This is a genomic window from Limnohabitans sp. TEGF005, assembly GCF_055394835.1.
In genome coordinates, this window is sequence record NZ_AP029226.1 from 749,356 (window position 1) to 771,619 (window position 22,264).

Consider the following 22,264-nt stretch of genomic DNA (forward strand, 5'->3'; position numbering starts at 1 on the left):
ATGTTTAAGAATGTAGAAGCCGTGCTGTTTGACCTTGACGGCACGCTGATCGACAGTGCCCCTGATTTGGGCTCCGCTGTAGACAAAATGCGAATGGACCGAGGCCTGCCATCCTTTCCGCTTGAGCAATACCGTCACATGGCGGGTGCGGGTGCGCGAGGCATGATTGGCATCGCCTTTGGTGTGACGCCCGAGCACGCCGATTTTGATGCGATGAAAGAAGAGTTTTTCGTCAATTACGAAAACTGCATGACCGAGCGCACGCGTATTTTTGAGGGGGTGGTCGACATGATTGCCACTCTCGTGGCTCAAGGTTTGCCTTGGGGCGTTGTGACCAACAAGTCCAGCCGTTTTACCGATCCACTGACTTCGGCCATGCCTCTTTTTTCGACAGCGGGTGCCATCGTCAGCGGTAACACCACTCCGCATGCCAAACCCCATCCAGAACCCTTGTTCGAGGCGGCCCGTCGGTTGTCCGTAGACCCTGCTCGGTGCGTCTATGTGGGCGACGATGAGCGTGATATTGTCGCGGGCCTTGCTGCAGGCATGGGAACGGTGGCAGCCACTTACGGTTATTTGGGTCAGCAGACCGATATTTCGCGTTGGAATGCCCATTTGCACATTGATTATCCAATGGACCTCTTGAAATTCCTGAACAACGCCTAAAATAGCCATTGAGGGGCTGCACTGGTTTCGACATGGGTTCGGACGCGTGGCAGGGCATGTCGAGGTTCTGATCCTCGTAAAACAGCAGAAAAAAAACTAACTGCAAACGACGAACGTTTCGCACTCGCCGCTTAATCCGGTGAGCCTTGCAACAGTTGGCCGATAGGCTGGGTTAGGGTGATGGGGGTGTTAAAGCCCTCAAAGTCCTAGCTGCAAGGTAAAACATATGGGCTGGCATCATCTCGGGTACCTTGAGATGGTGTGAGAAAAAAGGGTACTGGCTGGGTGTTCAGCGTGTCGCTGCGCGGTTCATTTGGCGAGACTCAAATCAGACGACTACACATGTAGAACTGTACGAAAAAGACTTATGGACGGGGGTTCAAATCCCCCCAGCTCCACCATATGCCAATAAAAAAGCCGCCAAGAGTCACTTCTTGGCGGCATTTTTATTGGCATTGGGGGTGATCTGTTGACCGATCGCCCTTGGTGATGCAACGGGAGCCTCCACTGCGGAGGCCCCTGAGGCGTTTACATCGTGTCGATGAAGCTGCGCAGTTTGTCGCTGCGGCTGGGGTGCTTGAGCTTGCGCAGCGCCTTCGCTTCGATCTGGCGGATGCGTTCGCGGGTCACGTCGAACTGCTTGCCCACTTCTTCCAGCGTGTGGTCGGTGGACATCTCGATGCCGAAACGCATGCGCAGCACTTTGGCTTCGCGCGGTGTCAGGCTGTCCAGGATGTCCTTGACCACGTCACGCAGACCGGCTTGCAGGGCCGCGTCAATCGGCGCCGTGTGGGTGCTGTCTTCGATGAAGTCGCCCAGATGGCTGTCGTCGTCGTCACCGATCGGCGTTTCCATCGAGATCGGCTCTTTGGCGATCTTCATGATCTTGCGGATCTTGTCTTCCGGGATTTCCATCTTCTCGGCCAGGATGGAGGCATCAGGCTCGAAGCCGAACTCCTGCAAGTGCTGGCGTGAGATGCGGTTCATCTTGTTGATGGTCTCGATCATGTGCACCGGGATGCGGATGGTGCGGGCCTGGTCGGCAATCGAGCGGGTGATGGCCTGACGGATCCACCAGGTGGCGTAGGTTGAGAATTTGTAGCCACGGCGGTATTCGAACTTGTCCACTGCCTTCATCAAGCCGATGTTGCCTTCCTGGATCAAGTCCAGGAACTGCAAGCCGCGGTTGGTGTATTTCTTGGCGATGGAAATCACCAAGCGCAGGTTGGCTTCGATCATCTCTTTCTTGGCATCGCGTGACGAGCGCTCACCGGCGTTCATGCGCTTGTTGATGTCTTTCAACTCGTCGAGCGGCACGACCACCTGCGATTGCAGGTCCATCAGCTTTTGTTGCAAGTCTTGCACTGGCGGGATGTTGCGACCCATGACCGCAGACCAGCTCTTGCCTGAGGCGGCTTGTTTCTCGATCCACTTGAGGTTGAGCAGCTGCGATTCCACGCGTTTGCCGTTTTTGTCGCGACCGCTGAAATCGGCAATGAAGTTGTCCTGCGGGTAGCCGCATTTGTCCACAATGATGCGGCGCAGTTCACGTTCTTTCTTGCGCACATCGTCGACTTGGCTGCGCACCAAGTCGCACAATTTTTCGATGGTCTTGGCAGTGAAGCGGATCGTCATCAGTTCTTCGGACAGTGCCGATTGCACTTTGACGTAAGCGGGCGTGCCCCAGCCTTCCTTGTCGTACACCTTGTGCACTTTTTCGAAATATTCTGTGATCCGGTCGAAGCGTTCGAGTGCTTGGTTTTTCAGCTCTTCGAGCTTCTTGGTCAGGGCCTTTGAGCCGCCTTTGCCGTCGTCGTCGTCGGTTTCATCGAACTCATCGAAGTCTTCTTCGGCCACGTAGTCGTCGGCTTCGTTCAGGTTGGCAAAACCATCCACCACGGTGGAGATGACGACCTTGCCTTCGCGGATTTCGTTGGCCATACGCAGGATTTCGGCGATGGTGGCAGGTGATGCGCTGATCGCAGCCATCATGTCCATCAGTCCACCTTCGATGCGCTTGGCGATTTCGATCTCGCCTTCCCGGGTCAGCAGTTCCACGGTGCCCATTTCACGCATGTACATGCGCACGGGGTCTGTGGTGCGACCGAATTCACTGTCCACGGTGGACAGCGCGGCTTCAGCGGCTTCTTCGGCTTCTTCCTCGGTCGAGCCCGTGGGCGCGTTGTCCGTGATGATCATGCTCTCGGCGTCGGGCGTTTGCTCGTACACCGCGACACCCAGGTCGTTCAGCGTGGCGATCACCACTTCCAGCGTTTCGGCATCGACCAGCTTGTCGGGCAGGTGGTCGCTGATCTCGCCGTTGGTGAGGTAGCCGCGTGTCTTGCCCAGCTTGATCAGGGCTTTCAGACGGTCGCGGCGTTGCTTCATTTCGGCTTCGGTGAGGACGGTTTCGTCCAGACCGAATTCCTTCATCAAGGCGCGTTCTTTCGCCTTGCTGATTTTCATGCGCAGGGGCTTGACCTTTTCGGCGGTCTCGGAGCCTGCTTCAACGACGGGTTCTCCCTCGAGGTCGGCTTCGATGTCCAGATCATCGTCAAGGCTGGGCTCGGCGATGCTGCCTTTTTTCTTGGGGCCGCGCTTGGCACCGGTCACGGCTTTTTTTGCAGCGGGCTTTTTGTCTTCAGCAGGGGCCGCGGTTTTGGCCGCTTTGGTGGTTTTTTTTACTTCCACTTCGGCAACTGCCTCTTTGGCTTTAGCAGTGGTTTTTTTAACGATCACTTCAGATTTCTTGGCGGGCACGGAGGCGGCTTTCTTCACAGGCTGGGCGGGAGTCGCCCGGGCTGCCGTTGTCTTGACCGCGCTGGTGACTGCCTTGGCTGCCGGTTTGGCAGCGACTTTGGCGGGCACCTTGGCCTTGCTCACCACGGGGGTGGGCTTTGGGGCGGGTGCTTTGGCAGTCACTTTGCTGATTGCTTTGGGCTTGGCGACGGGCGCGGGGGCTTTTTTGGCAACGGCGGTTTTGGCAACGGTTTTGGATTGGGCAGGGGCCTGGGCAGGCTTCTTCGACTTTTGAGCAGGCATGAACACCTCAGAACATCAAAACAGACAAGGAAACGGACACAGTCAGCGCCAAATACATCCCGGCGCGGGCTTGTAGGACACAAATCAACACCCTATATGGGCGTCAAATCTGCAATAGCAAGATGGTGGGCGAACATTTGGAATGCAGTCCTTGCGGAACGGTGACCGGCCCACATGGGGGCGTCGCGCTGATGGCGGTGGTCTAGCCGGAGGTGCTGCTGTCGCTCTTGCCGAAAAAACGGATTATACCCAAAGACAGATATCAACCGCTTGCAGATGGCCTCCAGCTTGCGCTGTCAGTCTGGTTCAGCGAGCAGGCCGTATCGCTGTTTTAGGACGGAAGGCTTTGCAGACTTCGTCGCGCGTTTCCATGTAGGGGCCACCGATCAGATCGACGCAGTAGGGCACGGCGGCAAAAATACCGTGCACCACGGCTTGGCCCTGCGCGTCCTTCAGGCCCTCCAGCGTTTCGGCAATCGATTTGGGTTGGCCCGGCAAGTTGATGATCAGACTTTGTCCCCGGATCACTGCCACCTGTCGCGACAAGATGGCGGTGGGCACGAATTTCAGGCTGATTTGGCGCATTTGTTCGCCAAAGCCAGGCATTTCCTTGTCGGCCACGGCCAGCGTGGCTTCGGGCGTTACATCGCGCAAGGCAGGGCCTGTGCCGCCCGTGGTCAGCACCAGGCTGCAACCTGCCTCGACCAGCTCGATCAGGGTGGCGCTGATGCGTGCTTTTTCGTCCGGAATCAGGCGTGGCTCAAAAGTGATGGGGTTGTGCAGCGCTTTGGACAACCACTCTTGCAGCGCGGGTAGGCCTTTGTCTTCGTACACGCCGGTGCTGGCCCGGTCGCTGATGGACACGATGCCTATCTTGATCGGATCAAACAAGGATTTACTCATCGTCGGTCTCGTCGGGTGTTTCGTCGCTTTGGCCGTCTGTGAGCACACTGCGCACCAGTTTGAACATTTCACGGTAAGCGCGGCTTTGGCGTGGGGCCAGGCCTTGTGACACATCGGCGTTGGTCACTGGCACCGCGTCCTTGCGGGCTTGGCGCACCAAGGCTCGCAATTGCTGGATGTCGGTTTGCGGGTAGTGCGCAATCCACTCACCCACGGCAGCATCGTCTGCGATCAGGCGGTCGCGCCAGGCTTCGGCCAAGTGCAGGGCTTGCGTGTCTTTGGCACTGCCCAGTCGCTGGATGTCCAGCGCTTCGCGCACGGACTGCAATGCTTCGGGGCTGAGCAGGCGCATTTGCTTGCCGATGAACTGCATCTGACGGCGTTTGCCTTCAAAGTTGGTGATGCGTTTCGCCTCGGCCAGGCCGTCGACCAGTTTGTCAGGCAGGCTCAACCCCTCCATCAGGTCTTTGCGCAGGGTCAGCAGGTCTGTGCCCAGATCTTGAAGTTCGGTGCTTTCGCGCTTGAGTTCGGTGCGGCTGGGGCCATCAAAGCCACCTTTGAGCTCGCGTTTGTATTCCAGGTCGAGTTCGCTGCCTTCGGCAACAAATTGACCACGGACGAAATAGCCTTTTTTGGGTTTACGGGACATGACTGGGGGAACTCGTTCTCTGATGCAGCGCAAGGGCTGGGTGGCAAGTATCATAGCGGCCACTGCGAGCTGCGCGTTCGCCATCTGCTGCGAGAACCATTCCGTGAAAAAAAACGCCTCTGCCAAAGTCCCTTCTTCGCAACCGCACGACGGCTTCAGCTATTCCCGTGGTCATTTTGAAGAGTTGGTTGACATTGCCCTTGACCATGCCAAAAAGCTGGGCGCCACCAATGCAGGTGCCGAAGCCTCCGAGGGCTGTGGCCTGTCGGTTAGTGTGCGCAAGGGTGAGTTGGAAAACGTGGAGCGTAACCGCGACAAATCCTTGGGTGTGACGGTCTATGTGGACCACCGCCGGGGTAACGCCAGCACCTCGGATTTTTCCAAAGCGGCTATTGAGCGTACCGTGCAAGCCGCCTACGACATTGCACGTTTCACGGCCGAAGACCCCACGGCTGGCTTGCCCGACGAGGCCGACATTGAAACCCACCACCGCGATCTGGACTTGTTCCATCCCTGGTCCATCAACAGCGAAGAGGCGGCCCGCTTGGCGCTGCAGTGCGAAGCTGCAGCCCTTAAAACCAGCCGACGCATCACCAACAGCGACGGCGCTGCTGTGTCGGCCCAGCAAAGCCACTTTTTCAGCGCCCATACCCATGGCTTTCGGGGTGGTTATGCCAGCTCGCGGCACAGTGTGTCGGTGGCCCCGATTGCGAAGCTGCCGGGCCGCAACGCCGAAATGCAGCGCGATGCCTGGTATACCTCCATGCGTTCGGCGGACGAATTGGCTTCGCCTGAAGCCGTAGGTCGCTACGCCGCAGAACGTGCCTTGTCTCGCCTGGGTGCCCGCAAGATCGCTACCACCGAATGCCCAGTGTTGTTCGAGTCGCCTGTGGCAGCTGGCTTGTTGGGCGGTTTTGTGCAAGCCGTCAGCGGCGGAGCGCTTTATCGCAAGAGCAGTTTTCTGTTGGATTGCCTTGGCAAAAAGGTGTTTCCCAAGCACCTCGACATTGAAGAAGACCCATTTCTTTTGCGCGGCAAAGGCAGCTCGCCGTTTGACGACGAAGGTGTCCGCTCAGTGCGCCGCCAAGTGGTCAAGGGTGGGCGTGTTGAGGGCTATTTTTTGAGCAGTTATTCAGCGCGCAAGCTGGGCATGAAGACCACAGGCAATGCCGGTGGCTCGCACAACCTCACACTCACCTCGCGCTTGACGCAGCCAGGCGATGATCTGGACGCCATGTTGAAAAAGTTGGGCACGGGCTTGTTTGTGATCGAGTTGATGGGGCAGGGCGTGAACTACGTCACGGGTGACTATTCACGCGGGGCCAGTGGCTTCTGGGTCGAGAACGGCCAGATTGCTTACCCGGTACATGAAATCACCATTGCGGGCAACCTCAAGGACATGTTCATGGGCATCGAAGCGATTGGCTCGGATGCCTACAACATGGGGGCCAAAACCACCGGTTCCATCTTGCTCAACCGCATGAAGGTGGCGGGCAGCTGAGGCCTGCTGCGCTGTGCAGGCAGAACTCCTTGCGGCACTGGCCGCATTGTCGTGGGCGGTGGGCAGTTTGTTTTCTGCCGCCGCATCGAGTCGCATGGGCGCGTTTGCTTTTACCCGCTGGCGGCTGTTTTTTGCGCTGACACTGCTCTGGACGCTGGCGGTGTTCACCGGGCAATGGCGCAGTCTGGATGGCTCGAATATCGCTTTGCTGGCGCTGTCTGGTCTGATCGGGATATTCATTGGCGACACGGCGTTGTTTGCCTGCATGAACCGGCTCGGCCCGCGTCGCAGCGGCGTGTTGTTTGCCACGCACGCCATCTTTTCCACTTTTCTGGCGTGGCTGGTTTTGGGCGAAACGCTCTGGGGCTGGACTTTGTTGGGCGGCGGTTTGCTGGTTTCGGGCGTCATGGTGGCCATCGTATGGGGACGCCGCGAGAGCGAAACACATGCTTGGGAAAACACCCGTGGTGCCTTGATGACCGGCGTGTTGTTGGGCCTGCTGGCCGCAGTGTGTCAGTCGGTTGCCACCTTGATGATCAAGCCCTTGATGGCTTCGGGTGTGGATGCCGTGGCGGCATCTGCGGTGCGCACATCGGCGAGTTTTTTGGCGCATCTGGCGCTGTTGTGGACCGGGGCACAGGTCGCGCGTGTGCAAAACCCGCTGAACGTCAAAACCTTGTTCAACACTTGGGCCAGTGCGGCAGTGGCCATGGCGCTGGGTATGACCTTGATCTTGCAGGCCCTGCAAACCGGGCAGGCCAATCTGGTGGGCATTTTTTCGTCACTCACGCCCATTTTGCTGCTGCCGCTGCTGTGGGGTGTGTACCGCCGCCGCCCGGCCTGGGGGGCTTGGGGCGGGGCCGTTCTGGCTGTGGCAGGGGCTGCGCTCATCTTGCAGACCTGAGCCAATGCGGCGTGCAGGTCGCGCCCTTTCAGAGCATCAGCCCGCCAACGCTGCCTTCACCGCAACGGACACTTGGCCCATGTCGGCTTTGCCGGCCAGTTGCGCTTTGACTGCACCCATGACCTTGCCCATGTCGCCGGGGCCTACTTTTTTGCCCATTTCTTCGCCCAACGCGGTCACGATGGCCTGCACGGCCGCTGCCACTTCTTCGGCTGACATGCGGGCGGGTAAATAACCCACCAAAACAGCCATTTCGGCCTTTTCCTTGTCGGCCAAATCTTGGCGGGCCGCTTGTTCAAAGGCGGTAATCGAGTCTTTGCGCTGCTTGATCAGCTTGTCCACGATGGCCACCACGGCCACATCATCGAGTTCGATGCGCTCGTCGACTTCTTTTTGCTTCATGGCCGACAGCAGCAAGCGAATGGTGCCCAGACGCTCGGCATCTTTGGCCCGCATGGCGGTCTTCATGTCTTCGGTGATTTGTTCTTTCAGGCTCATGAGCGGCTCCTGGCGTGGTTGAAAGTGGGGAGGCATAAACGACAAAGCCCGCCTGAGCGTCCTCCAGCGGGCTTGTTTGCAGACCCTTGCGGGTCATACAAAAAGAAGATCAATACATCTTCTTGGGCAATTGCATGCTGCGAACGCGCTTGTAGTGACGCTTGACGGCAGCCGACTTCTTGCGCTTGCGCTCGGTCGTTGGCTTTTCGTAGAACTCGCGGGCACGCAGGTCTGTCAGCAGGCCGAGTTTTTCGATGGTGCGCTTGAAGCGACGCAGGGCAACGTCAAACGGCTCGTTTTCTTTCACGCGGATGGTGGTCATTGAATCAATTTTCCAAAAAAATGTGCCGGCTGCAGTCAAAAGGGAGATCGGGCCCTTGAAACCCAGTTTCGGCGGTTCCCCGTCACGAACTAGTATTTGGCAGACGGGGGTTTGCCAGCAAAGCCTGCGATTATAACGCCAGAGAAACCGGTGCTGACAGACTTTGCGTGGTCCAAAGCACATCTTTGCGCAAAATTGAAACGGCCCGCACGGCAGGGGTGTTTGCTGTCAGCCGTTACAAGGGGTGAATCCCTAAAATGCCATACAAATGCATTCCTTCAAACCTACCTCTCATGCTCGTGTGTCTTGGATCCCTGTCATTTGGGCACTTGCATTGAGCTTGTGGGTCAGCGGGGTCAGGGCACAGGGGCCTGTCAACGCCGTGCCTGCAACGCCTTCGGTGGTGGTGGTTTTGGCGGGTGGCGGGGCCAAAGGCTTTGCGCATTTGGCGGTGTTGAGGCAGTTGGAGCAAGACCGCATTCCCATTGCCCGCATTGTGGGCACGAGCATGGGGGCCGTGATAGGGGGCTTGTATGCCAGTGGCATGTCCACCGATGACATTGAACGCATGGTGGGTGGCTTGGACCCATCCAAGGTGGCGTTGGACCAGCTCAATCGCTTGGAATTACCGTCTCGCACCCGTGCTTACCAGCAAAAATACCCGGTTGAACTGGAGTTCGGCATCAAAAATGGCGGTGTGAGCTTTGCCCGTGGGGTGAGTGACGGTCAGCGGTTTTTGGCTTTGCTGCAGGCTTTGACGGTGCATGTGCCGCCGAATGTGGATTTCGATGACCTGAAAATCCCGTTTCGTGCTGTGGCCACCCGTTATCGGGATGGGGAAATAAAGGTCTTTGACCAGGGCGCTTTGCACTTGGCGATTCGGGCCAGCATGGCGGCACCTGCGGTTTTTGCGCCGGTCGAGGTTGATGGTGAGACCTATGTGGATGGCGGGCTTGTGGCCAATTTGCCTGTTGAAGTGGCGCTGCGAGAAGGTGCCGATGTGATCGTGGCCTCCTTTTTGGGCGGTGGGGTTGAAGAAGCGCAGACCGAACAAGCCAGCCACGCGCTGGTGGTGGCCAACCGCATGCTGGACATCCTGATTCGTCAAAACGAAAAACGCAATCTGGCCTTGTTGCGCCCCCAAGATGTGTTGGTGCAGCCGGCGTTGCAGGACATCGGCTTTGCCGACTTCAGCCGAGCCCCTGAAATTGTGGCGCGTGGCGAGCAGGCCCTGATCCCCGTGCAGGCCCAGCTGTCTGCCTTGCGCACGGCTTTTGCAGCACAGCCCCCAGTGCAAACGGCCACGCGCCTGGCATTTGACCAACGTGAAAAACGAATCGTGGCCATAGAGGCACAAGGCCACAAGGATGTGTCAGAGCGTTATATACAGACCATGTTGTCGCCCATGTTGGGACAAGAGTTTTCGCCTGTGCAGGCCGAACGTTACATGGATGAGCTCTACACCAGTGGCTACTTTGATCTGGTCAGTTACACCCTGGAGCAACAGCGGGGCGATCGGTACACGCTGATCGTCAAGGTGCGTGAGAAGCCTTACAGCCCCCATTTCTTCAAGACCACCCTGGGCTTTTCTGCCGAGGTGGACGGTGTCACGCAATTCACGGCGGGTGTGGGCTATCGGCGGCCCTGGCTGACCCCTTCGGGTCTGGAGTTTTCGCTCGATGCCCGAATGGGTACGCAGTCTGAATTGGCCGCCCGTTTGTACCAGCCCTTGATGGGTGGCTGGAGCCTGGAAGCTGGTGCGTCATGGGACCGCAACTATTTGCCGTTGTACAGAACCGCGATTTTCCGGGACGAAGTGGGCAACGAGAAGCTGGCGTACTTCAATCAGACGGTTCAGAGTGTGGACGCGCAATTGGTCTATGACTTCGAGCGCAAGGCCAACATCAAGATGGGCGTCACCTCCAGTGCGATACGCAGAACCTTTGACACCACGGCTGATTTGACGGAGGTAACGAACACCGACTTGGTCAAATACAAGGGCCTGAAGGCACAGTTGCAGATTGACCAACTCGATTCCTTGAGCTTCCCAACGCGGGGGTATTTTCTGGGCGCCAGCCTAGAGCGAGGGGTTTCGGGGGCCATTTACAGCGGAGGGCGCTTGACCGCCAAATGGGCCCATTCGCAGGGGCCGCACATTGTCAATCTGGGCCTTAACTTGGCACAGGACCGCGTCACCCTCGATTGCGCCAACTGCCGTTCCCCCAGCCAGTTGATTCTGGGTGGTTTTCAGAACATGGGCGCGTACCGAATGGGCCAATTGGCCGGGGATCAATTGGCGCACCTGCAGTCCACTTACATGTACCGCTTGACCCGTGGCGGTTTGTTCAACCAAAAAACCTATGTAGGTGCGGTGCTGGAAGCAGGCGACGCTTGGTACAAGGGCGAGGGCATACGCTGGCGCTACAGCGGCACGCTCTTTGTGGCGGTTGACAGCAAGATCGGTGACATCTATCTGGGTGCCGCCAGAGGCACCGGCGACTCTTACAACCTGTTTTTGCAGCTGGGCAGGCGCTTCAGCTTTTGACCGTCGCTGGCAAAGCCTGCGCGCAGGCGTGGGCGCTGGCCCAGGCCCATTGGAAGTTGTAGCCGCCCAGCCAACCGGTCACATCCACCACTTCGCCAATGAAATACAAGCCGGGCTGTTTGGACTCCAGGGTCTGCGAAGACAGATCGCGCGTGTCGATTCCGCCCAAAGTAACTTCGGCTTTTTTGTACCCTTCGCTGCCGGTGGGTGTGAGGCTCCAGCTGGACAAGGCTTGCGCCAATTGGCTCAGCGCTTTGTCGGGCACCTCTGCAGATGTGCGTTGCAAGGCAGGGTCTTGGCTGACCCATGCCTCGGCCAAGCGGTTGGGCACCAGCATGGCCAATTCGTTGCCCAACAGTTTTTTGGACCGTAACTTCGCTTCTTGCAGGCGTTCAGGCAAGTTGACTTCGGGGGCCAGGTTGAGCCGTATGGGTGTGCCTTCTTTCCAGTAGCTTGAAATCTGCAGCACGCCAGGGCCTGACAAACCCCGGTGCGTGAACAGCAAGTCTTCGTCAAAGTGCATGCGGCCTTTTTTCTCGCCCGTCTCGATGCCGACAGGCAGCGCAAGTCCCGCCAGTTGGGCATAAGGCGCCCAAGCGGTACCGTCAAAAGTCAATGGCACCAGGCCCGGCTGGCGTTCGACCAAGCGCAGACCAAACTGAGCCGCCACTTCATAGCCCCAGCCCGTTGCCCCTATTTTGGGGATGGACAGGCCGCCTGTGGCTACCACCAGCGAGGTGGTTTGCACAGGGCCTTTGTCGGTTTCCAAAACGTAGTGCGTGGCTTGCGCGTCTTGTGTCAGGTGACTTACAGACTTCACGCTGCAACCGGTGCGAATTTCTACGCCCCCAGCCTCGCATTCCGCCAGCAGCATCTGGATGATGTCTTCGGCCGAATGGTCACAAAACAACTGACCTTTGTGCTTTTCATGGAAAGCGATGCCGTGTTTTTGAACCAGATCGATGAAGTCTTGCGGCGTGTAGCGCGACAGGGCCGAGCGGCAAAAGTGCGGATTCTGGCTGATGAAGTGCTTTTGCGGTGCAGATGCATCGAGCAAACGGTTGGTGAAGTTGCAGCGCCCGCCGCCCGAGATGCGGATTTTTTCGGCGATCTTGTCGCTGTGATCAATCACCAGCACCTTCAGACCGCGTTGGCCCGCCTCACCAGCACAAAACAAACCGGCAGCCCCGGCACCCACGATCACGACATCCCATGTATTCATAGCCGGAAGTGTAGGTTAGGGACAGGCACAAAAAACGCCCCGAAGGGCGTTTTCATGACAGGACACTGAGGCTCAGGACTTCATGAAGCCTTGCAGCAGGCCGAGGCCTTGAGACATCAGGTCGCCACTGGGCAGTTGGCCGTTTGGCGTCAGTTGGTCCACCAGACCCGGCAGACGCTCGGACAAGGTGCTGGCCACATCAGCGGTGGACAGGTCCATTTTGGTCGCCAGGTCTTGTAAAGGGCCTTGGCCGAGCACGGACTGGATCTGGTCGGCAGAAATCGGCAAATTGGCGTTGTTGGAAATCCAGGACGCCACGGTATCGCCCAGGCCGTTTTTCTGAAAGGCGCTGACCAAGCCGCTGATGCCGCCGAGCTCGGGGTTGTTCAGCAAGCCCGTCAACATCTTCGTCACGTTGCCCCCATCTGTACCACCTTGGCCCGACAGTGCAGACGTGGCTTGTTGAGCGACTTGGCCTGCGATTGAATCAAAAAGTCCCATGAATTCCTCCCTTGGTTGCGGCGGAAAGTCGCCGCAAATCAAGTCTAGTGTGCAGATTCGGCCATGCCGATCCCGCCAACAAGGAACTTGTTCGAATTTGTAATTTCGCCTTTCAGGCCTGCAGGGACCTGGGCTCTGGCCTGGACAGATGTGTGTTCCATGCCCGTGCGCCTTGCACCACATCACCCACCACGATGATGCTGGGGCTTTGCAACTGGTCGCGCTGCACGGTGTTCACCAGCTCGCCCAGCGTGGTCAAGGCTTCGCGCTGCTTTGGCAAGCTGGCGTGCTGAACCACGGCCACGGGGGTCTGAGCAGGCAGGCCTTGCAGCAAACCCTGGCTGATGTGGTCCAGGCTGCTCACGCCCATGTAGATCACCAAGGTCAATTTGGCTTGGCACGCTGTGGTGGCCAGTTGCGCCCAGTCGGTACCGCTGTCGCCGGGTTTGGCATGACCGGTGACGAAGACCACGCCATGCGCGTGCTCGCGGTGCGTCAGTGGTGCGCCCAAGCTGCTCATGCCGGCCAGGCCCGAGGTGATGCCGTTGACCACCTCAACGTCAATGCCGGCTTGGCGCAGGTGTTCGACTTCTTCTCCGCCCCGGCCAAAAATGAACGGGTCGCCGCCCTTGAGGCGCACCACCTGCTCGCCGTCTTGCACGGCCTGAATCATCATCTTGTCGATGAAGGCCTGTGGCGTACTTTTGCAGCCGCCGCGCTTGCCCACATGCACGATGCGCGCGGCAGGCGAGGCATGGGCCAGCACAGCCTCATTGACCAGGTCATCGACCAGCAGCACTGTGGCGCTGGCAATGGCGCGTACGGCTTTGAGCGTGAGCAGTTCCGGGTCGCCGGGGCCTGCGCCGACCAGGGTGCAACGGCCTTGCTTGTGTGCGTTCATGGCTTCACCTCGTTCAGGATGTGTTGCACTTGCAGTGCAATGGCTTGGGGGACGGGCAGCAGGCCTTGCAAAACATGTTCGATGTACACAGCGGTGGCGGCTGCGTCTGTGGCAGGCAGTTCGGGCACTTGCACCAAAGAGCCCTCTTGTGGGGCCTGTACGCGCAGGGTTTGACCGTCTTTGAACACGTCCATCGCGGGGGTGCGCCTGGCATCGGCCACGGCTTCGCCTTCGGTGCCGCGCAGCAGCAGGGCGTGCTGGCCGGTCAGGGCAAAAGTGGCCGACATGGACAGCAAATATTCGGGGTGCGTGTAGCTGCTCACCACCAAAGCCGCGCCGTCGCAAGGGTTCATCAGTTTGACCAGGCTGTGGCCCGGGTTGCGCAGGCCCACCACGCGGCGTACGGCCAGCAAGCGATCCAGCCCGGCGTTCAGCACGCCCGTGGCAATGAATTGCACTTGCCCGGCCGCTGCCGGACCAAGGTGTTCGGTTGCGTTCACGCCCAGGTGTGCAAAAACCGACTGGCTGCTGACGCGCTTGTCTTCGGTGGCTGCGCCGTGCACCACCACCGCCACACCTTCGCGGGCCAGCAACAAAGCCAGCAGCGGTGTGAGCACCGGCAGCTTGCGGGCGCCGTTGTAGCTGGGCAGCACCACAGTGGGCACTTGGCCGGTGTGGACCTTGTTCAGCCTGGCGTGTGTAGCGTCCAGAAAACCGGCCATCTCTTCGGGTGTCTCACCCTTGATGCGCATGGCGATGCAAAAAGCACCCAATTCGAGGTCGCTGATTTGCTGGTCGAGCACTTGGCCCATCAGGTCGGCCGCTTGCGCTCGGCTGAGCGCACGCGCGCCGTCCTTACCGCGTCCGATGTCCTTGATGTAGTGACTGATGGCCATGTGTTTGATTGTGAAGGAAGTCAGATAACTGTTCGTTATATGGGTATGCGCGTTCAGGCTTCAGGCGTTTTGGGGTACGAGCCGGATGATTTTGCGCAATTCGGGCACACAAGAGCCACACTGTGTGCCGCAGCGCAGCTGACTTTGTAGCCCGGCCAAGCGCTGGTCTTCGCTGCCGGTTTGGCTTTGCAGGCAGGCAGCAATTGCGTCTTCGCGCACGTTCAGGCAGCTGCACACTTGTCGGCTGACGGGGGCCGCGCCTTCGGGTGGTGCGTCAGACGCCATCAGCCATTGGCGGGCGGGCCAGTTGAGCCGAGTGCCTTCTTGCAGCAAGGTTTTGAGCCAGCGGGCAGAGCGGCTGTCGCCTGCCGTCAAAAAGCCTTGCAGTTGGCGCAGGCCTGGGCTGGCCGAGGCGCTTTCGTCGGGGGCGCTCAGTTGCACCGAGCGGCGTTGCACACGCACCGCATCTTGGTAATGCAGGGTGTCTGCGCCGTTCAGGCCCAGGGCCTCGGCCACGCTGTGCAGCAAGCCCGCATCAGCGGCTTGGCTGCAGGCCGCACGCAAGAGCAAGCCAGTGCGTGGGTTGGGATCGGTCAGGGCGGCGCTCGGGTCGGTGAAAGGCACGAGGTAGGCAAAGTCGAATTGCGGCAGCTGTTTTTGCAATTTCTGGCGCACGGTCCAGACCGTGTCGCTGGGCAACCAGGCCATGGCCGACAGATGCCAAGCGCTAGGGGACGACAGTGCGGCGCGTGTGATTTGCACGGCAGCGTGTTTGAGCTCGGGCTGCTTGGAGCTGGGGCAATAGCTGGACGTGGTCAAGCCGTTCACGCCCAGACCGGCTTGGCCTTGTTGACCCTCTTGACCCCGCCCGCCCAGCACCTCGGGGCCCCAGTGCATGGCGATGAACGCTTGCGAGGCGGCGACTTGCGCGCTGGCCTGCACGGGCAGCACCAGGCTGCCGCGCTTGCTGCGCACTTGCACCAGTTCGCCATCTTGCAGGTCCAGGCGCAGCGCGTCTTGGGGGTTGATTTGCACGCAAGGCTCGGGGCTGTGGGCAAACAGCCGACCTGCGGTGCCGGTGCGCGTCATGCCGTGCCATTGGTCACGCAGGCGGCCTGTGGTCAGCGAAAACGGGAATTGCGACACACGCTCTTCGGACACCGGTTGCCAGCTCACAGCGGCAAAGCGGGCACGGCCATCGGCGGTGGCAAATTGCCCGTCGGTATACAAGCGGTCCTGGCCGGTGCTGGCCCCTTCGGGCAGCGGCCATTGGGCAGGGCCAGCGGTCTCCAGCAGGTCGTAGCTCAGGCCGGTGATGTCCAGGTCGCGGCCCTTTGTGCTGGCGCGGTGTTCGTTCCAGATCGCCTCGGGTGTGGTGTAGTTCAGCAGGCGAGCGTCTTGCGGGCGGCCCAACGCCACAGCCATGCGCTGGCCCAGATCGGCGGCAATCGCCCAGTCGGCGCGGGCCAGGCCAGGGGCTGGCACGGCGGCGCGCACCCGGCTGATGCGGCGCTCGCTGTTGGTGACCGTGCCTTCTTTTTCGCCCCAGGTGGTGGCGGGCAAAAGCAGGTCGGCCCAGTCGCAGGTCGCGGCCGTGGCAAAAGCCTCTTGCACCACCACGAACTCAGCGCGTTGCAGGGCACGGCGCACGGTGGTTTGGTCGGGCATGGACTGCGCCGGGTTGGTGCAGGCGATCCACAGGGCTTTGATTTGCCCGTCGGCGGCGGCTTCGAACATTTCCACGGCGGTCAGGCCTGGCTTGGCAGGTACATCGGCCACGCCCCACAGCGCGGCCACTTCGGCTCGGTGTTGCGGATTGGCCAGATCGCGGTGCGCCGACATCAAGTTGGCCATGCCGCCGACTTCACGCCCGCCCATTGCGTTGGGCTGACCCGTCAGAGACAGCGGGCCTGCGCCGGGGCGACCAATTTGTTGGGTGGCCAGGTGCAGATTGATCAGGGCTGCGTTTTTGGCCGTGCCGCTGCTGGACTGGTTCAGGCCTTGGCAATACAGGCTGAGGGTGGGCGCACGCTCAGAGCCGCCTCTGTGGCTGCCCTCGTTGCCTTCTTGCACGCCCGCAAACCAGCGGGCTGCGGTGTAAAGGTCCGCCTCTGGCACGCCACAAATCTGCGCCACATGTTGTGGCGTGTACTCGGCCACCCGTGCTTGCAGGGCTTCAAAGCCCGAGGTGTGGGCGGCGATGTAGTCGGGCACAGTCCAAGCTTGGGCCAGCATGATGTGCAGCAAGCCATGGAACAGCATCACATCGGTGCCGGGCTGGATGGCCAAGTGCAGGTCCGCCATGTCGGCGGTGTCGGTGCGGCGAGGATCAACGACCACCATTTTGAGCGTCGGGTTGGCACGCTTGGCGTCTTCGATGCGGCGAAACAAAATCGGGTGTGCCCAGGCCGCATTGCTGCCCGCGATGAACAGGCATTGCGCCTGCGCGATGTCGTCGTAGCAGGCGGGGGGCGCATCGGCACCCAGCGTCATCTTGTAGCCCGCTACCGCGCTGCTCATGCACAGGCGCGAGTTGCTGTCGATGTTGTTGGTGCCCAGCAGGCCCTTGGCCAATTTGTTAAAGGCGTAATAGTCTTCTGTGAGCAGCTGGCCCGAGATGTAAAACCCCAGAGCGTCGGGGCCGTGGTTTTGCACGATGGCGGCCAGGCGTTGGCTGGCCATGTCCATGGCCGCGTCCCAGTCCAGGGCCTGAGGGGGTTGGCCGCGCACGGGCCGCCACTGGGGCGTTAGCAAGCGCGTTTGCTGGTTGACCTGTGGGGCGGCGGTCAGGTGCAGCGACTGGCCCTTGGTGCACAAGCGTCCGAAGTTGGCCGGGTGATCCGGGTCGCCATGCACGCCTGTGATTTGGTTGCCACGAGATTCAATGACCACGCCGCAGCCCACGCCGCAATAGGGGCAGGTGGATTTGGTTTCGTTGGTGACCGGGATCATGGCGTTCGGGCTTTGGGGTTTGGGTGTTTTGCAGGTCGCACCTTCAGGTCCGACCTACGGGTTTGTTGTCGTTTTGCGCGAAACGGGTCCGGCGATCGGCCGCGTCAACTCGATGGCGTGTCCCATCAATTCGTCGGCGTTCAGGAACACCACACCGTGTTCGACTTTGACTTCAAAGTGTGGTGTGCATCCCTCGTCGGGCGCCTGCGCCTGGCCGTCGCACAGGCCAATCGTCCAGTTGTGCATGGGGCAGGCCACGCTGGTGCCAAACACGATGCCTTGCGACAACGGCCCGCCTTTGTGCGGGCAGCGGTCGAGCAAGGCGAACACCTCGTCAGCATCGTTGCGGAACACGGCGACATCGAGGCCTTGGTCCCGCGCTACGCGGCGCGAGCCCAACACCGGGATGTCTTCGACTCGGCAGATTTCTTTCCATGCAGTCATCTTGTTTCCTTGTTTTTCGGCGGGGGCTTATGCGGTCGTGATCGGCACGAACTGGCGGGTGTCCACCTTGGCTTCCTGCAGCTCGAACCACGGATCGGGTTCGCCGTCGAGCGCGGCTTGCAGCTGGGCCCACAGGGACTGGCGCAAGGGCGCGTCTTCCAGGATTTTTTTCTTTACATAGTCCAGACCCACTCGGTTGATGTAGTGCACCGTGCGCTCTAGGTACCAGCCTTCTTCGCGGTACAGCTGCATGAAGGCGCCGGTGTATTCCAGCACTTCTTCGGCGGTCTTGAGCTTGGTGAAAAAGTGCGCCACTTCGGTCTTGATGCCGCCGTTGCCGCCCACATACATCTCCCAGCCCGAGTCCACACCGATGATGCCCACGTCCTTGATGCCGGCTTCGGCGCAGTTGCGCGGGCAGCCCGACACGGCGAACTTCACCTTGTGCGGCGCGTACATGCGCCACATGGCTTTTTCGAGGTCTTTGCCCATCTGCGTGCTGTCTTGCGTGCCCATGCGGCACCACTCGCTGCCCACGCAAGTTTTCACGGTGCGCAGGGCTTTGGCATAAGCGTGGCCGCACGGCATGCCGATGTCTTTCCAGACGTCGACCAAGTCCTCTTTTTTGACGCCCAACAAGTCGATGCGTTGGCCACCTGTGACTTTGACTGTGGGGATCTGGTATTTGTCCACCACATCGGCGATGCGGCGCAGCTCGGCGGCGGTGGTCTCGCCCGCCCACATGCGCGGGATCACGCTGTAGGTGCCGTCTTTCTGGATGTTGGCGTGGCTGCGTTCGTTGATGAAGCGGCTTTGCGGGTCGTCTTGCGCCTCTTTGGGCCAGGTGCTGATCAGGTAATAGTTGACCGCCGGGCGGCAGCTGGCGCAGCCGTTGGGCGTGCGCCAGTTCATGAACTTGAAGACGCCACCCACGGTGAGCAGTTTTTGCGCGCGGATGGTGTCGCGAACCACCTGGTGACCGTGCTCGGTGCAGCCGCACATGGGCTTGAGCTTGGGCGTGGCTGAATAGTCGCCACCGGCGGTGAACATCAAAATCTGTTCGACCAGCCCAGTGCACGAGCCGCAGCTGGCGCTGGCCTTGGTCTGCTTGCGCACTTCGTCTAGCGTGAACAGGCCCTTGTCCTTGATGGCCTTGCAGATCGCGCCTTTGGTCACGCCGTTGCAGCCACACACTTCGTCGGTGTCGGCCATGGCGGCGGCTTTGCTTTGGCCCTGGTGGCCCACGTCGCCGATGTTCGATTCGCCAAACATCAGCTTCTCGCGAATGTCGGCCACATTGCGGCCGTCGCGCAGCAGCTTGAAATACCAGCTGCCGTCCACCGTGTCGCCATACAGGCACGCGCCCACCAGCTGGTCGCCCCTGAGCACCAGTTTTTTGTAGACGCCGCCAGCCGGATCGCTCATCACGATTTCTTCGCATTCCTCGTCCTCTGGACGTCCCGAAGCCTTGCCCATGAAGTCGCCTGCGCTGAACAGGTCAATGCCGGTGACCTTGAGCTTGGTCGAGGTTTGCGAGCCCAGATAACGGCCAATGCCGAATTCGGCCAAGTGGTTGGCCAGCACTTTGCCTTGTTCAAACAACGGGGCCACAAGCCCGTAGGCAATGCCTCGGTGCGCCGCGCATTCGCCCACGGCCCAGATGCGTGGGTCGGTCACAGTTTGCAGGGTATCGCTGACCACGATGCCACGGTTCACATGCAGGCCCATGCTTTCGGCCAATGCCGTGTTGGGTCGGATGCCCACGGCCATCACGACCAAGTCGGCCGGCACATGGCTGCCATCCTTGAATTCGACTTGGCTCACGCGGCCACTGTCGTTGCCGACCAGTGCCGCCGTTTGGGCGCTCATGCGGAACTGCATACCACGCGCTTCGAGCGACGCTTGAAGCATCTGCGCGGCCACCTTGTCGAGTTGGCGCTCCATCAGCCAGTCGCCCACATGCACCACCGTCACTTGCATGCCGCGCTTCATCAGGCCGTTGGCTGCTTCGAGGCCCAGCAGGCCGCCGCCGATGACCACCGCGTGCTTGAACTGCGCAGCGGCGTCGATCATGGCCTGCGTGTCGGCGATGTCGCGATACGCCAGCACGCCTTGCAGGTCTTTGCCGGGCAAGGGCAAGATGAAAGGGTTGGAGCCGGTGGCGATCACCAGGCGGTCGTAAGGGGTTGAGACGGTTTCGCCTGCGGCGTTTTGCGCGATGACCACGCGCTTGACGCGGTCGACCTGCGTGACTTTGCAGCCCGCGTGTAAGGTGATGTTGTTGTCGGTGTACCAAGCCCAGTCATTGAGCACGATCTCTTCGAGCGTTTGTTCACCGGCCAGCACAGGCGACAGCAGGATGCGGTTGTAGTTGGGGTGCGGCTCGGCACCGAACACAGTGATGTCGTACAGGTCGGGCGCGAGCTTCAGCAGCTCTTCGATGGCTCGGACCCCGGCCATGCCGTTGCCGACCATGACCAGTTTCATTTTTTCTCTGGCACCGGATGTGAATGGGGTACGCATGTCCATGGTGTTCTTTCAGTCAGTTGAGGGCAAAGCAGGTCTTCGCCTGGTCTGTCTCGCAAGGTTTTAAGCTGTCTTTTCCACATGCGCCTGGCGCGTGTAGAGGAAGTCGATCACCGCTTTGCGGTAACGCTGGTACTCGGCGCTTTCGGCCAGTTCCACGCGCTGGCGCGGACGTGGCAGATCCACGCTCAGCACCTCGCCAATCGTCGCGGCGGGGCCGTTGGTCATCATCACAATCTTGTCGGACAGCAACACGGCTTCGTCCACGTCGTGCGTGACCATGACCACCGTGCTTTGAGTGCGCGCCACGATCTCCAGCAGTTCGTCTTGCAGCTTGGCTCGGGTCAGCGCGTCCAGTGCGCCAAAGGGTTCGTCCATCAACAACACTTTGGGCTCCATGGCCAGAGCCCGTGCAATGCCCACCCGTTGCTTCATGCCGCCCGAGATTTCGCCGGGGCGTTTTTGCGCGGCGTGGGTGAGGCCCACCATGGCCAGCGCCGCGTCGGTGCGCGCGCGCAACTGGGCCTTGTTTTCGGTCGCACCAAACACGCGTTCGATGCCCAGGTGCACGTTGTCAAAGCAGGTGAGCCAGGGCAGCAGCGAATGGTTTTGGAACACCACCGCACGCTCGGGGCCGGGGCCCGCGATCTCGCGGTTGGCGCACAGCAGCACACCGGCTGTGGGGGTGGTCAAGCCGGCGATCAGGTTGAGCAGGGTGGACTTGCCGCAACCCGAATGACCGATCAGGGCCACGAACTCGCCCTTGGCGATGTCCAGGTGGATGTCACGCAGCGCCGGGAACAACCCTTTGTTGGTTTTGAAGGTCTGCTCGACACTCTGGATCTGGATGTACTTGCTGTCGTTGTTCATGATTTGACATCCTCAAAGGTGAAGGCGGTGGCGATTCGGATCAGGGCGAATTCGAGAATCAGACCCACGCCGCCGATCACAAAAATCGCGATGATGATGTTCTTGACGTTCAGGTTGTTCCATTCGTCCCACACCCAAAAGCCGATGCCGACACCGCCTGTGAGCATTTCGGCGGCCACGATCACGAGCCATGCGGTGCCCACGGCCAGACGCACGCCGGTCAGCATGTAAGGCAATACCGCGGGGAAGAGGATGGTGGTGGCGATCTTCCATTCCGACAGGTTGAGCACCCGTGCCACGTTCAGGTAGTCCTGCGGCACGCGCTGAACACCGACGGCGGTGTTGATGATCATGGGCCAGATGGAGCAGATGAAGATGGTCCAGATGGCGGCCGGGTTGGCGCCCTTGAACACCAACAAACCGATCGGCAACCAAGCCAACGGCGACACCGGGCGCAGCAGACTGATGAGCGGGTTGAACATGCGCGACAGAAAGGTAAATCGCCCGATGACAAACCCAGCAGGGATGCCCACCAACGCCGCCAGGCCAAAACCCACGGCCACGCGCTCGAGCGACATCAGCACGTTCCAGCCCACGCCTTGGTCGTTGGGGCCTTTGCGGTAGAACGGGTCGCTGAAGATGTCAATCGCCTGCACACCAGTTTCGTAAGGGCTGGGAATGCTGCCCTTGGTCGTGATAGACACCAGGGCCCACAAACCGATCAAGAGGCCGAAGCCCATCAGCGGCGGCAAGACCGCCATCCAGAAGTTGTGCCACTGGCGTGCACGTTGCACTTGCGAGGCGGCTGCGGCGGTGGCGGCAGCATTCGCTGCTTGTTGGGTGGTGAGAGGCGCGACCGGTGCTGACCCGGTTTTGCCCCCGGTGGGTGAATGGAAAACGGCGCTGACCATGGTGTTCTCCT

At 60.1% G+C, this 22,264-nt stretch carries 18 protein-coding genes and 1 other RNA gene; 5 read left to right on the forward strand and 14 right to left on the reverse strand.

Going from position 1 to position 22,264, the window contains the following annotated elements:
• The gene (locus ACZ5RG_RS03565; RefSeq protein ID WP_464447801.1) at positions 1 to 666 is read left to right on the forward strand and encodes an HAD-IA family hydrolase; all 666 of its coding nucleotides are present in this window, start codon (positions 1 to 3) and stop codon (positions 664 to 666) included.
• A 12-nt stretch (positions 667 to 678) separates the two neighbouring features.
• Positions 679 to 1,067, forward strand: a transfer-messenger RNA (tmRNA) gene (gene ssrA, locus ACZ5RG_RS03570).
• A 127-nt stretch (positions 1,068 to 1,194) separates the two neighbouring features.
• On the opposite strand, the gene rpoD is transcribed toward ssrA, so the two are convergent.
• The 3 genes from rpoD to yjgA all read right to left on the reverse strand — a co-directional run bounded on the left by rpoD (position 1,195) and on the right by yjgA (position 5,260).
• The gene (rpoD, locus tag ACZ5RG_RS03575) at positions 1,195 to 3,708 is read right to left on the reverse strand and encodes an RNA polymerase sigma factor RpoD (protein ID WP_464447802.1); all 2,514 of its coding nucleotides are present in this window, start codon (positions 3,706 to 3,708) and stop codon (positions 1,195 to 1,197) included.
• Between the two features lie 306 nt (positions 3,709 to 4,014).
• Positions 4,015 to 4,611, reverse strand: a complete 597-nt coding sequence (gene mog / locus ACZ5RG_RS03580; protein ID WP_298602606.1) for a molybdopterin adenylyltransferase — start codon at positions 4,609 to 4,611, stop codon at positions 4,015 to 4,017.
• On the reverse strand, positions 4,604 to 5,260 hold the full coding sequence (yjgA, locus tag ACZ5RG_RS03585; protein ID WP_298602603.1) for a ribosome biogenesis factor YjgA: 657 nt from the start codon (positions 5,258 to 5,260) through the stop codon (positions 4,604 to 4,606). The genes mog and yjgA overlap by 8 nt, the downstream gene beginning before the upstream one ends.
• 22 nt (positions 5,261 to 5,282) lie before the next feature.
• Here yjgA and pmbA point away from each other — a divergent pair, with 22 nt between their 5' ends.
• Positions 5,283 to 6,761: a metalloprotease PmbA gene (pmbA, locus tag ACZ5RG_RS03590; protein WP_298602618.1), complete on the forward strand. Its 1,479-nt coding sequence runs from the start codon at positions 5,283 to 5,285 to the stop codon at positions 6,759 to 6,761.
• Between the two features lie 13 nt (positions 6,762 to 6,774).
• Positions 6,775 to 7,665 carry a DMT family transporter gene (locus ACZ5RG_RS03595; RefSeq protein ID WP_298602600.1) on the forward strand — a complete coding sequence of 297 codons (891 nt, stop codon included), beginning with the start codon at positions 6,775 to 6,777 and terminating at the stop codon, positions 7,663 to 7,665.
• 36 nt (positions 7,666 to 7,701) lie between these two features.
• Here the strand turns inward: ACZ5RG_RS03595 and ACZ5RG_RS03600 are convergent, their stop codons facing one another.
• Both ACZ5RG_RS03600 and rpsU read right to left on the reverse strand, forming a co-directional pair.
• Positions 7,702 to 8,163, reverse strand: a complete 462-nt coding sequence (locus tag ACZ5RG_RS03600) for a GatB/YqeY domain-containing protein (protein ID WP_464447803.1) — start codon at positions 8,161 to 8,163, stop codon at positions 7,702 to 7,704.
• A 109-nt stretch (positions 8,164 to 8,272) separates the two neighbouring features.
• Positions 8,273 to 8,485, reverse strand: coding sequence for a 30S ribosomal protein S21 (gene rpsU / locus ACZ5RG_RS03605; protein ID WP_019428257.1), 213 nt, complete (start codon positions 8,483 to 8,485; stop codon positions 8,273 to 8,275).
• 301 nt (positions 8,486 to 8,786) lie between these two features.
• On the opposite strand from rpsU, the gene ACZ5RG_RS03610 reads away from it, so the two are divergent.
• The gene (locus ACZ5RG_RS03610) at positions 8,787 to 11,030 is read left to right on the forward strand and encodes a patatin-like phospholipase family protein (protein WP_315135675.1); all 2,244 of its coding nucleotides are present in this window, start codon (positions 8,787 to 8,789) and stop codon (positions 11,028 to 11,030) included.
• Here ACZ5RG_RS03610 and ACZ5RG_RS03615 read toward each other — a convergent pair.
• The 9 genes from ACZ5RG_RS03615 to ntrB form a co-directional block, all read right to left on the reverse strand.
• Positions 11,020 to 12,252, reverse strand: a complete 1,233-nt coding sequence (locus tag ACZ5RG_RS03615) for a BaiN/RdsA family NAD(P)/FAD-dependent oxidoreductase (RefSeq protein ID WP_315237238.1) — start codon at positions 12,250 to 12,252, stop codon at positions 11,020 to 11,022. The genes ACZ5RG_RS03610 and ACZ5RG_RS03615 overlap by 11 nt on opposite strands.
• A 72-nt stretch (positions 12,253 to 12,324) precedes the next feature.
• Positions 12,325 to 12,753 carry a YidB family protein gene (locus ACZ5RG_RS03620; protein ID WP_312262038.1) on the reverse strand — a complete coding sequence of 143 codons (429 nt, stop codon included), beginning with the start codon at positions 12,751 to 12,753 and terminating at the stop codon, positions 12,325 to 12,327.
• Positions 12,754 to 12,865: 112 nt separating this feature from the next.
• Positions 12,866 to 13,654 (reverse strand): uroporphyrinogen-III C-methyltransferase, encoded by a 789-nt coding sequence (gene cobA / locus ACZ5RG_RS03625; RefSeq protein WP_298602586.1) that lies wholly within the window; start codon positions 13,652 to 13,654, stop codon positions 12,866 to 12,868.
• Positions 13,651 to 14,550: a DNA-binding protein YbiB gene (gene ybiB, locus ACZ5RG_RS03630; protein ID WP_464447804.1), complete on the reverse strand. Its 900-nt coding sequence runs from the start codon at positions 14,548 to 14,550 to the stop codon at positions 13,651 to 13,653. Before ybiB ends, cobA begins: the two co-directional genes overlap by 4 nt.
• 60 nt (positions 14,551 to 14,610) lie before the next feature.
• Complete coding sequence (locus tag ACZ5RG_RS03635) at positions 14,611 to 17,502, reverse strand: nitrate reductase (protein WP_464447805.1); 2,892 nt, start codon at positions 17,500 to 17,502, stop codon at positions 14,611 to 14,613.
• Positions 17,503 to 17,556: 54 nt separating this feature from the next.
• Entirely contained in the window at positions 17,557 to 17,946 is a 390-nt protein-coding gene (gene nirD / locus ACZ5RG_RS03640) for a nitrite reductase small subunit NirD (RefSeq protein WP_298602576.1), read from the reverse strand.
• Positions 17,947 to 17,973: 27 nt separating this feature from the next.
• Positions 17,974 to 20,475 (reverse strand): nitrite reductase large subunit NirB, encoded by a 2,502-nt coding sequence (gene nirB, locus ACZ5RG_RS03645; protein ID WP_298602573.1) that lies wholly within the window; start codon positions 20,473 to 20,475, stop codon positions 17,974 to 17,976.
• 60 nt (positions 20,476 to 20,535) lie between these two features.
• Entirely contained in the window at positions 20,536 to 21,342 is an 807-nt protein-coding gene (locus ACZ5RG_RS03650; RefSeq protein WP_019428528.1) for an ABC transporter ATP-binding protein, read from the reverse strand.
• Complete coding sequence (gene ntrB / locus ACZ5RG_RS03655) at positions 21,339 to 22,253, reverse strand: nitrate ABC transporter permease (protein ID WP_298602569.1); 915 nt, start codon at positions 22,251 to 22,253, stop codon at positions 21,339 to 21,341. The genes ACZ5RG_RS03650 and ntrB overlap by 4 nt, the downstream gene beginning before the upstream one ends.
• Positions 22,254 to 22,264: the final 11 nt, after the last annotated feature.

Bases quoted from the DNA above. Each gene is read 5' to 3' on its own strand.
- ybiB (WP_464447804.1), bottom strand. From the start codon at position 14,550: ATGGCCATCAGTCACTACATCAAGGACATCGGACGCGGTAAGGACGGC.
- ACZ5RG_RS03635 (WP_464447805.1), bottom strand. From the start codon at position 17,502: ATGATCCCGGTCACCAACGAAACCAAATCCACCTGCCCCTATTGCGGC.
- ntrB (WP_298602569.1), bottom strand. From the start codon at position 22,253: ATGGTCAGCGCCGTTTTCCATTCACCCACCGGGGGCAAAACCGGGTCA.
- ACZ5RG_RS03650 (WP_019428528.1), bottom strand. From the start codon at position 21,342: ATGAACAACGACAGCAAGTACATCCAGATCCAGAGTGTCGAGCAGACC.
- nirB (WP_298602573.1), bottom strand. From the start codon at position 20,475: ATGGACATGCGTACCCCATTCACATCCGGTGCCAGAGAAAAAATGAAA.
- rpoD (WP_464447802.1), bottom strand. From the start codon at position 3,708: ATGCCTGCTCAAAAGTCGAAGAAGCCTGCCCAGGCCCCTGCCCAATCC.
- ACZ5RG_RS03600 (WP_464447803.1), bottom strand. From the start codon at position 8,163: ATGAGCCTGAAAGAACAAATCACCGAAGACATGAAGACCGCCATGCGG.
- nirD (WP_298602576.1), bottom strand. From the start codon at position 17,946: ATGACTGCATGGAAAGAAATCTGCCGAGTCGAAGACATCCCGGTGTTG.
- rpsU (WP_019428257.1), bottom strand. From the start codon at position 8,485: ATGACCACCATCCGCGTGAAAGAAAACGAGCCGTTTGACGTTGCCCTG.
- ACZ5RG_RS03565 (WP_464447801.1), top strand. From the start codon at position 1: ATGTTTAAGAATGTAGAAGCCGTGCTGTTTGACCTTGACGGCACGCTG.
- yjgA (WP_298602603.1), bottom strand. From the start codon at position 5,260: ATGTCCCGTAAACCCAAAAAAGGCTATTTCGTCCGTGGTCAATTTGTT.
- cobA (WP_298602586.1), bottom strand. From the start codon at position 13,654: ATGAACGCACACAAGCAAGGCCGTTGCACCCTGGTCGGCGCAGGCCCC.
- pmbA (WP_298602618.1), top strand. From the start codon at position 5,283: ATGCAGCGCAAGGGCTGGGTGGCAAGTATCATAGCGGCCACTGCGAGC.
- ACZ5RG_RS03620 (WP_312262038.1), bottom strand. From the start codon at position 12,753: ATGGGACTTTTTGATTCAATCGCAGGCCAAGTCGCTCAACAAGCCACG.
- ACZ5RG_RS03615 (WP_315237238.1), bottom strand. From the start codon at position 12,252: ATGAATACATGGGATGTCGTGATCGTGGGTGCCGGGGCTGCCGGTTTG.
- mog (WP_298602606.1), bottom strand. From the start codon at position 4,611: ATGAGTAAATCCTTGTTTGATCCGATCAAGATAGGCATCGTGTCCATC.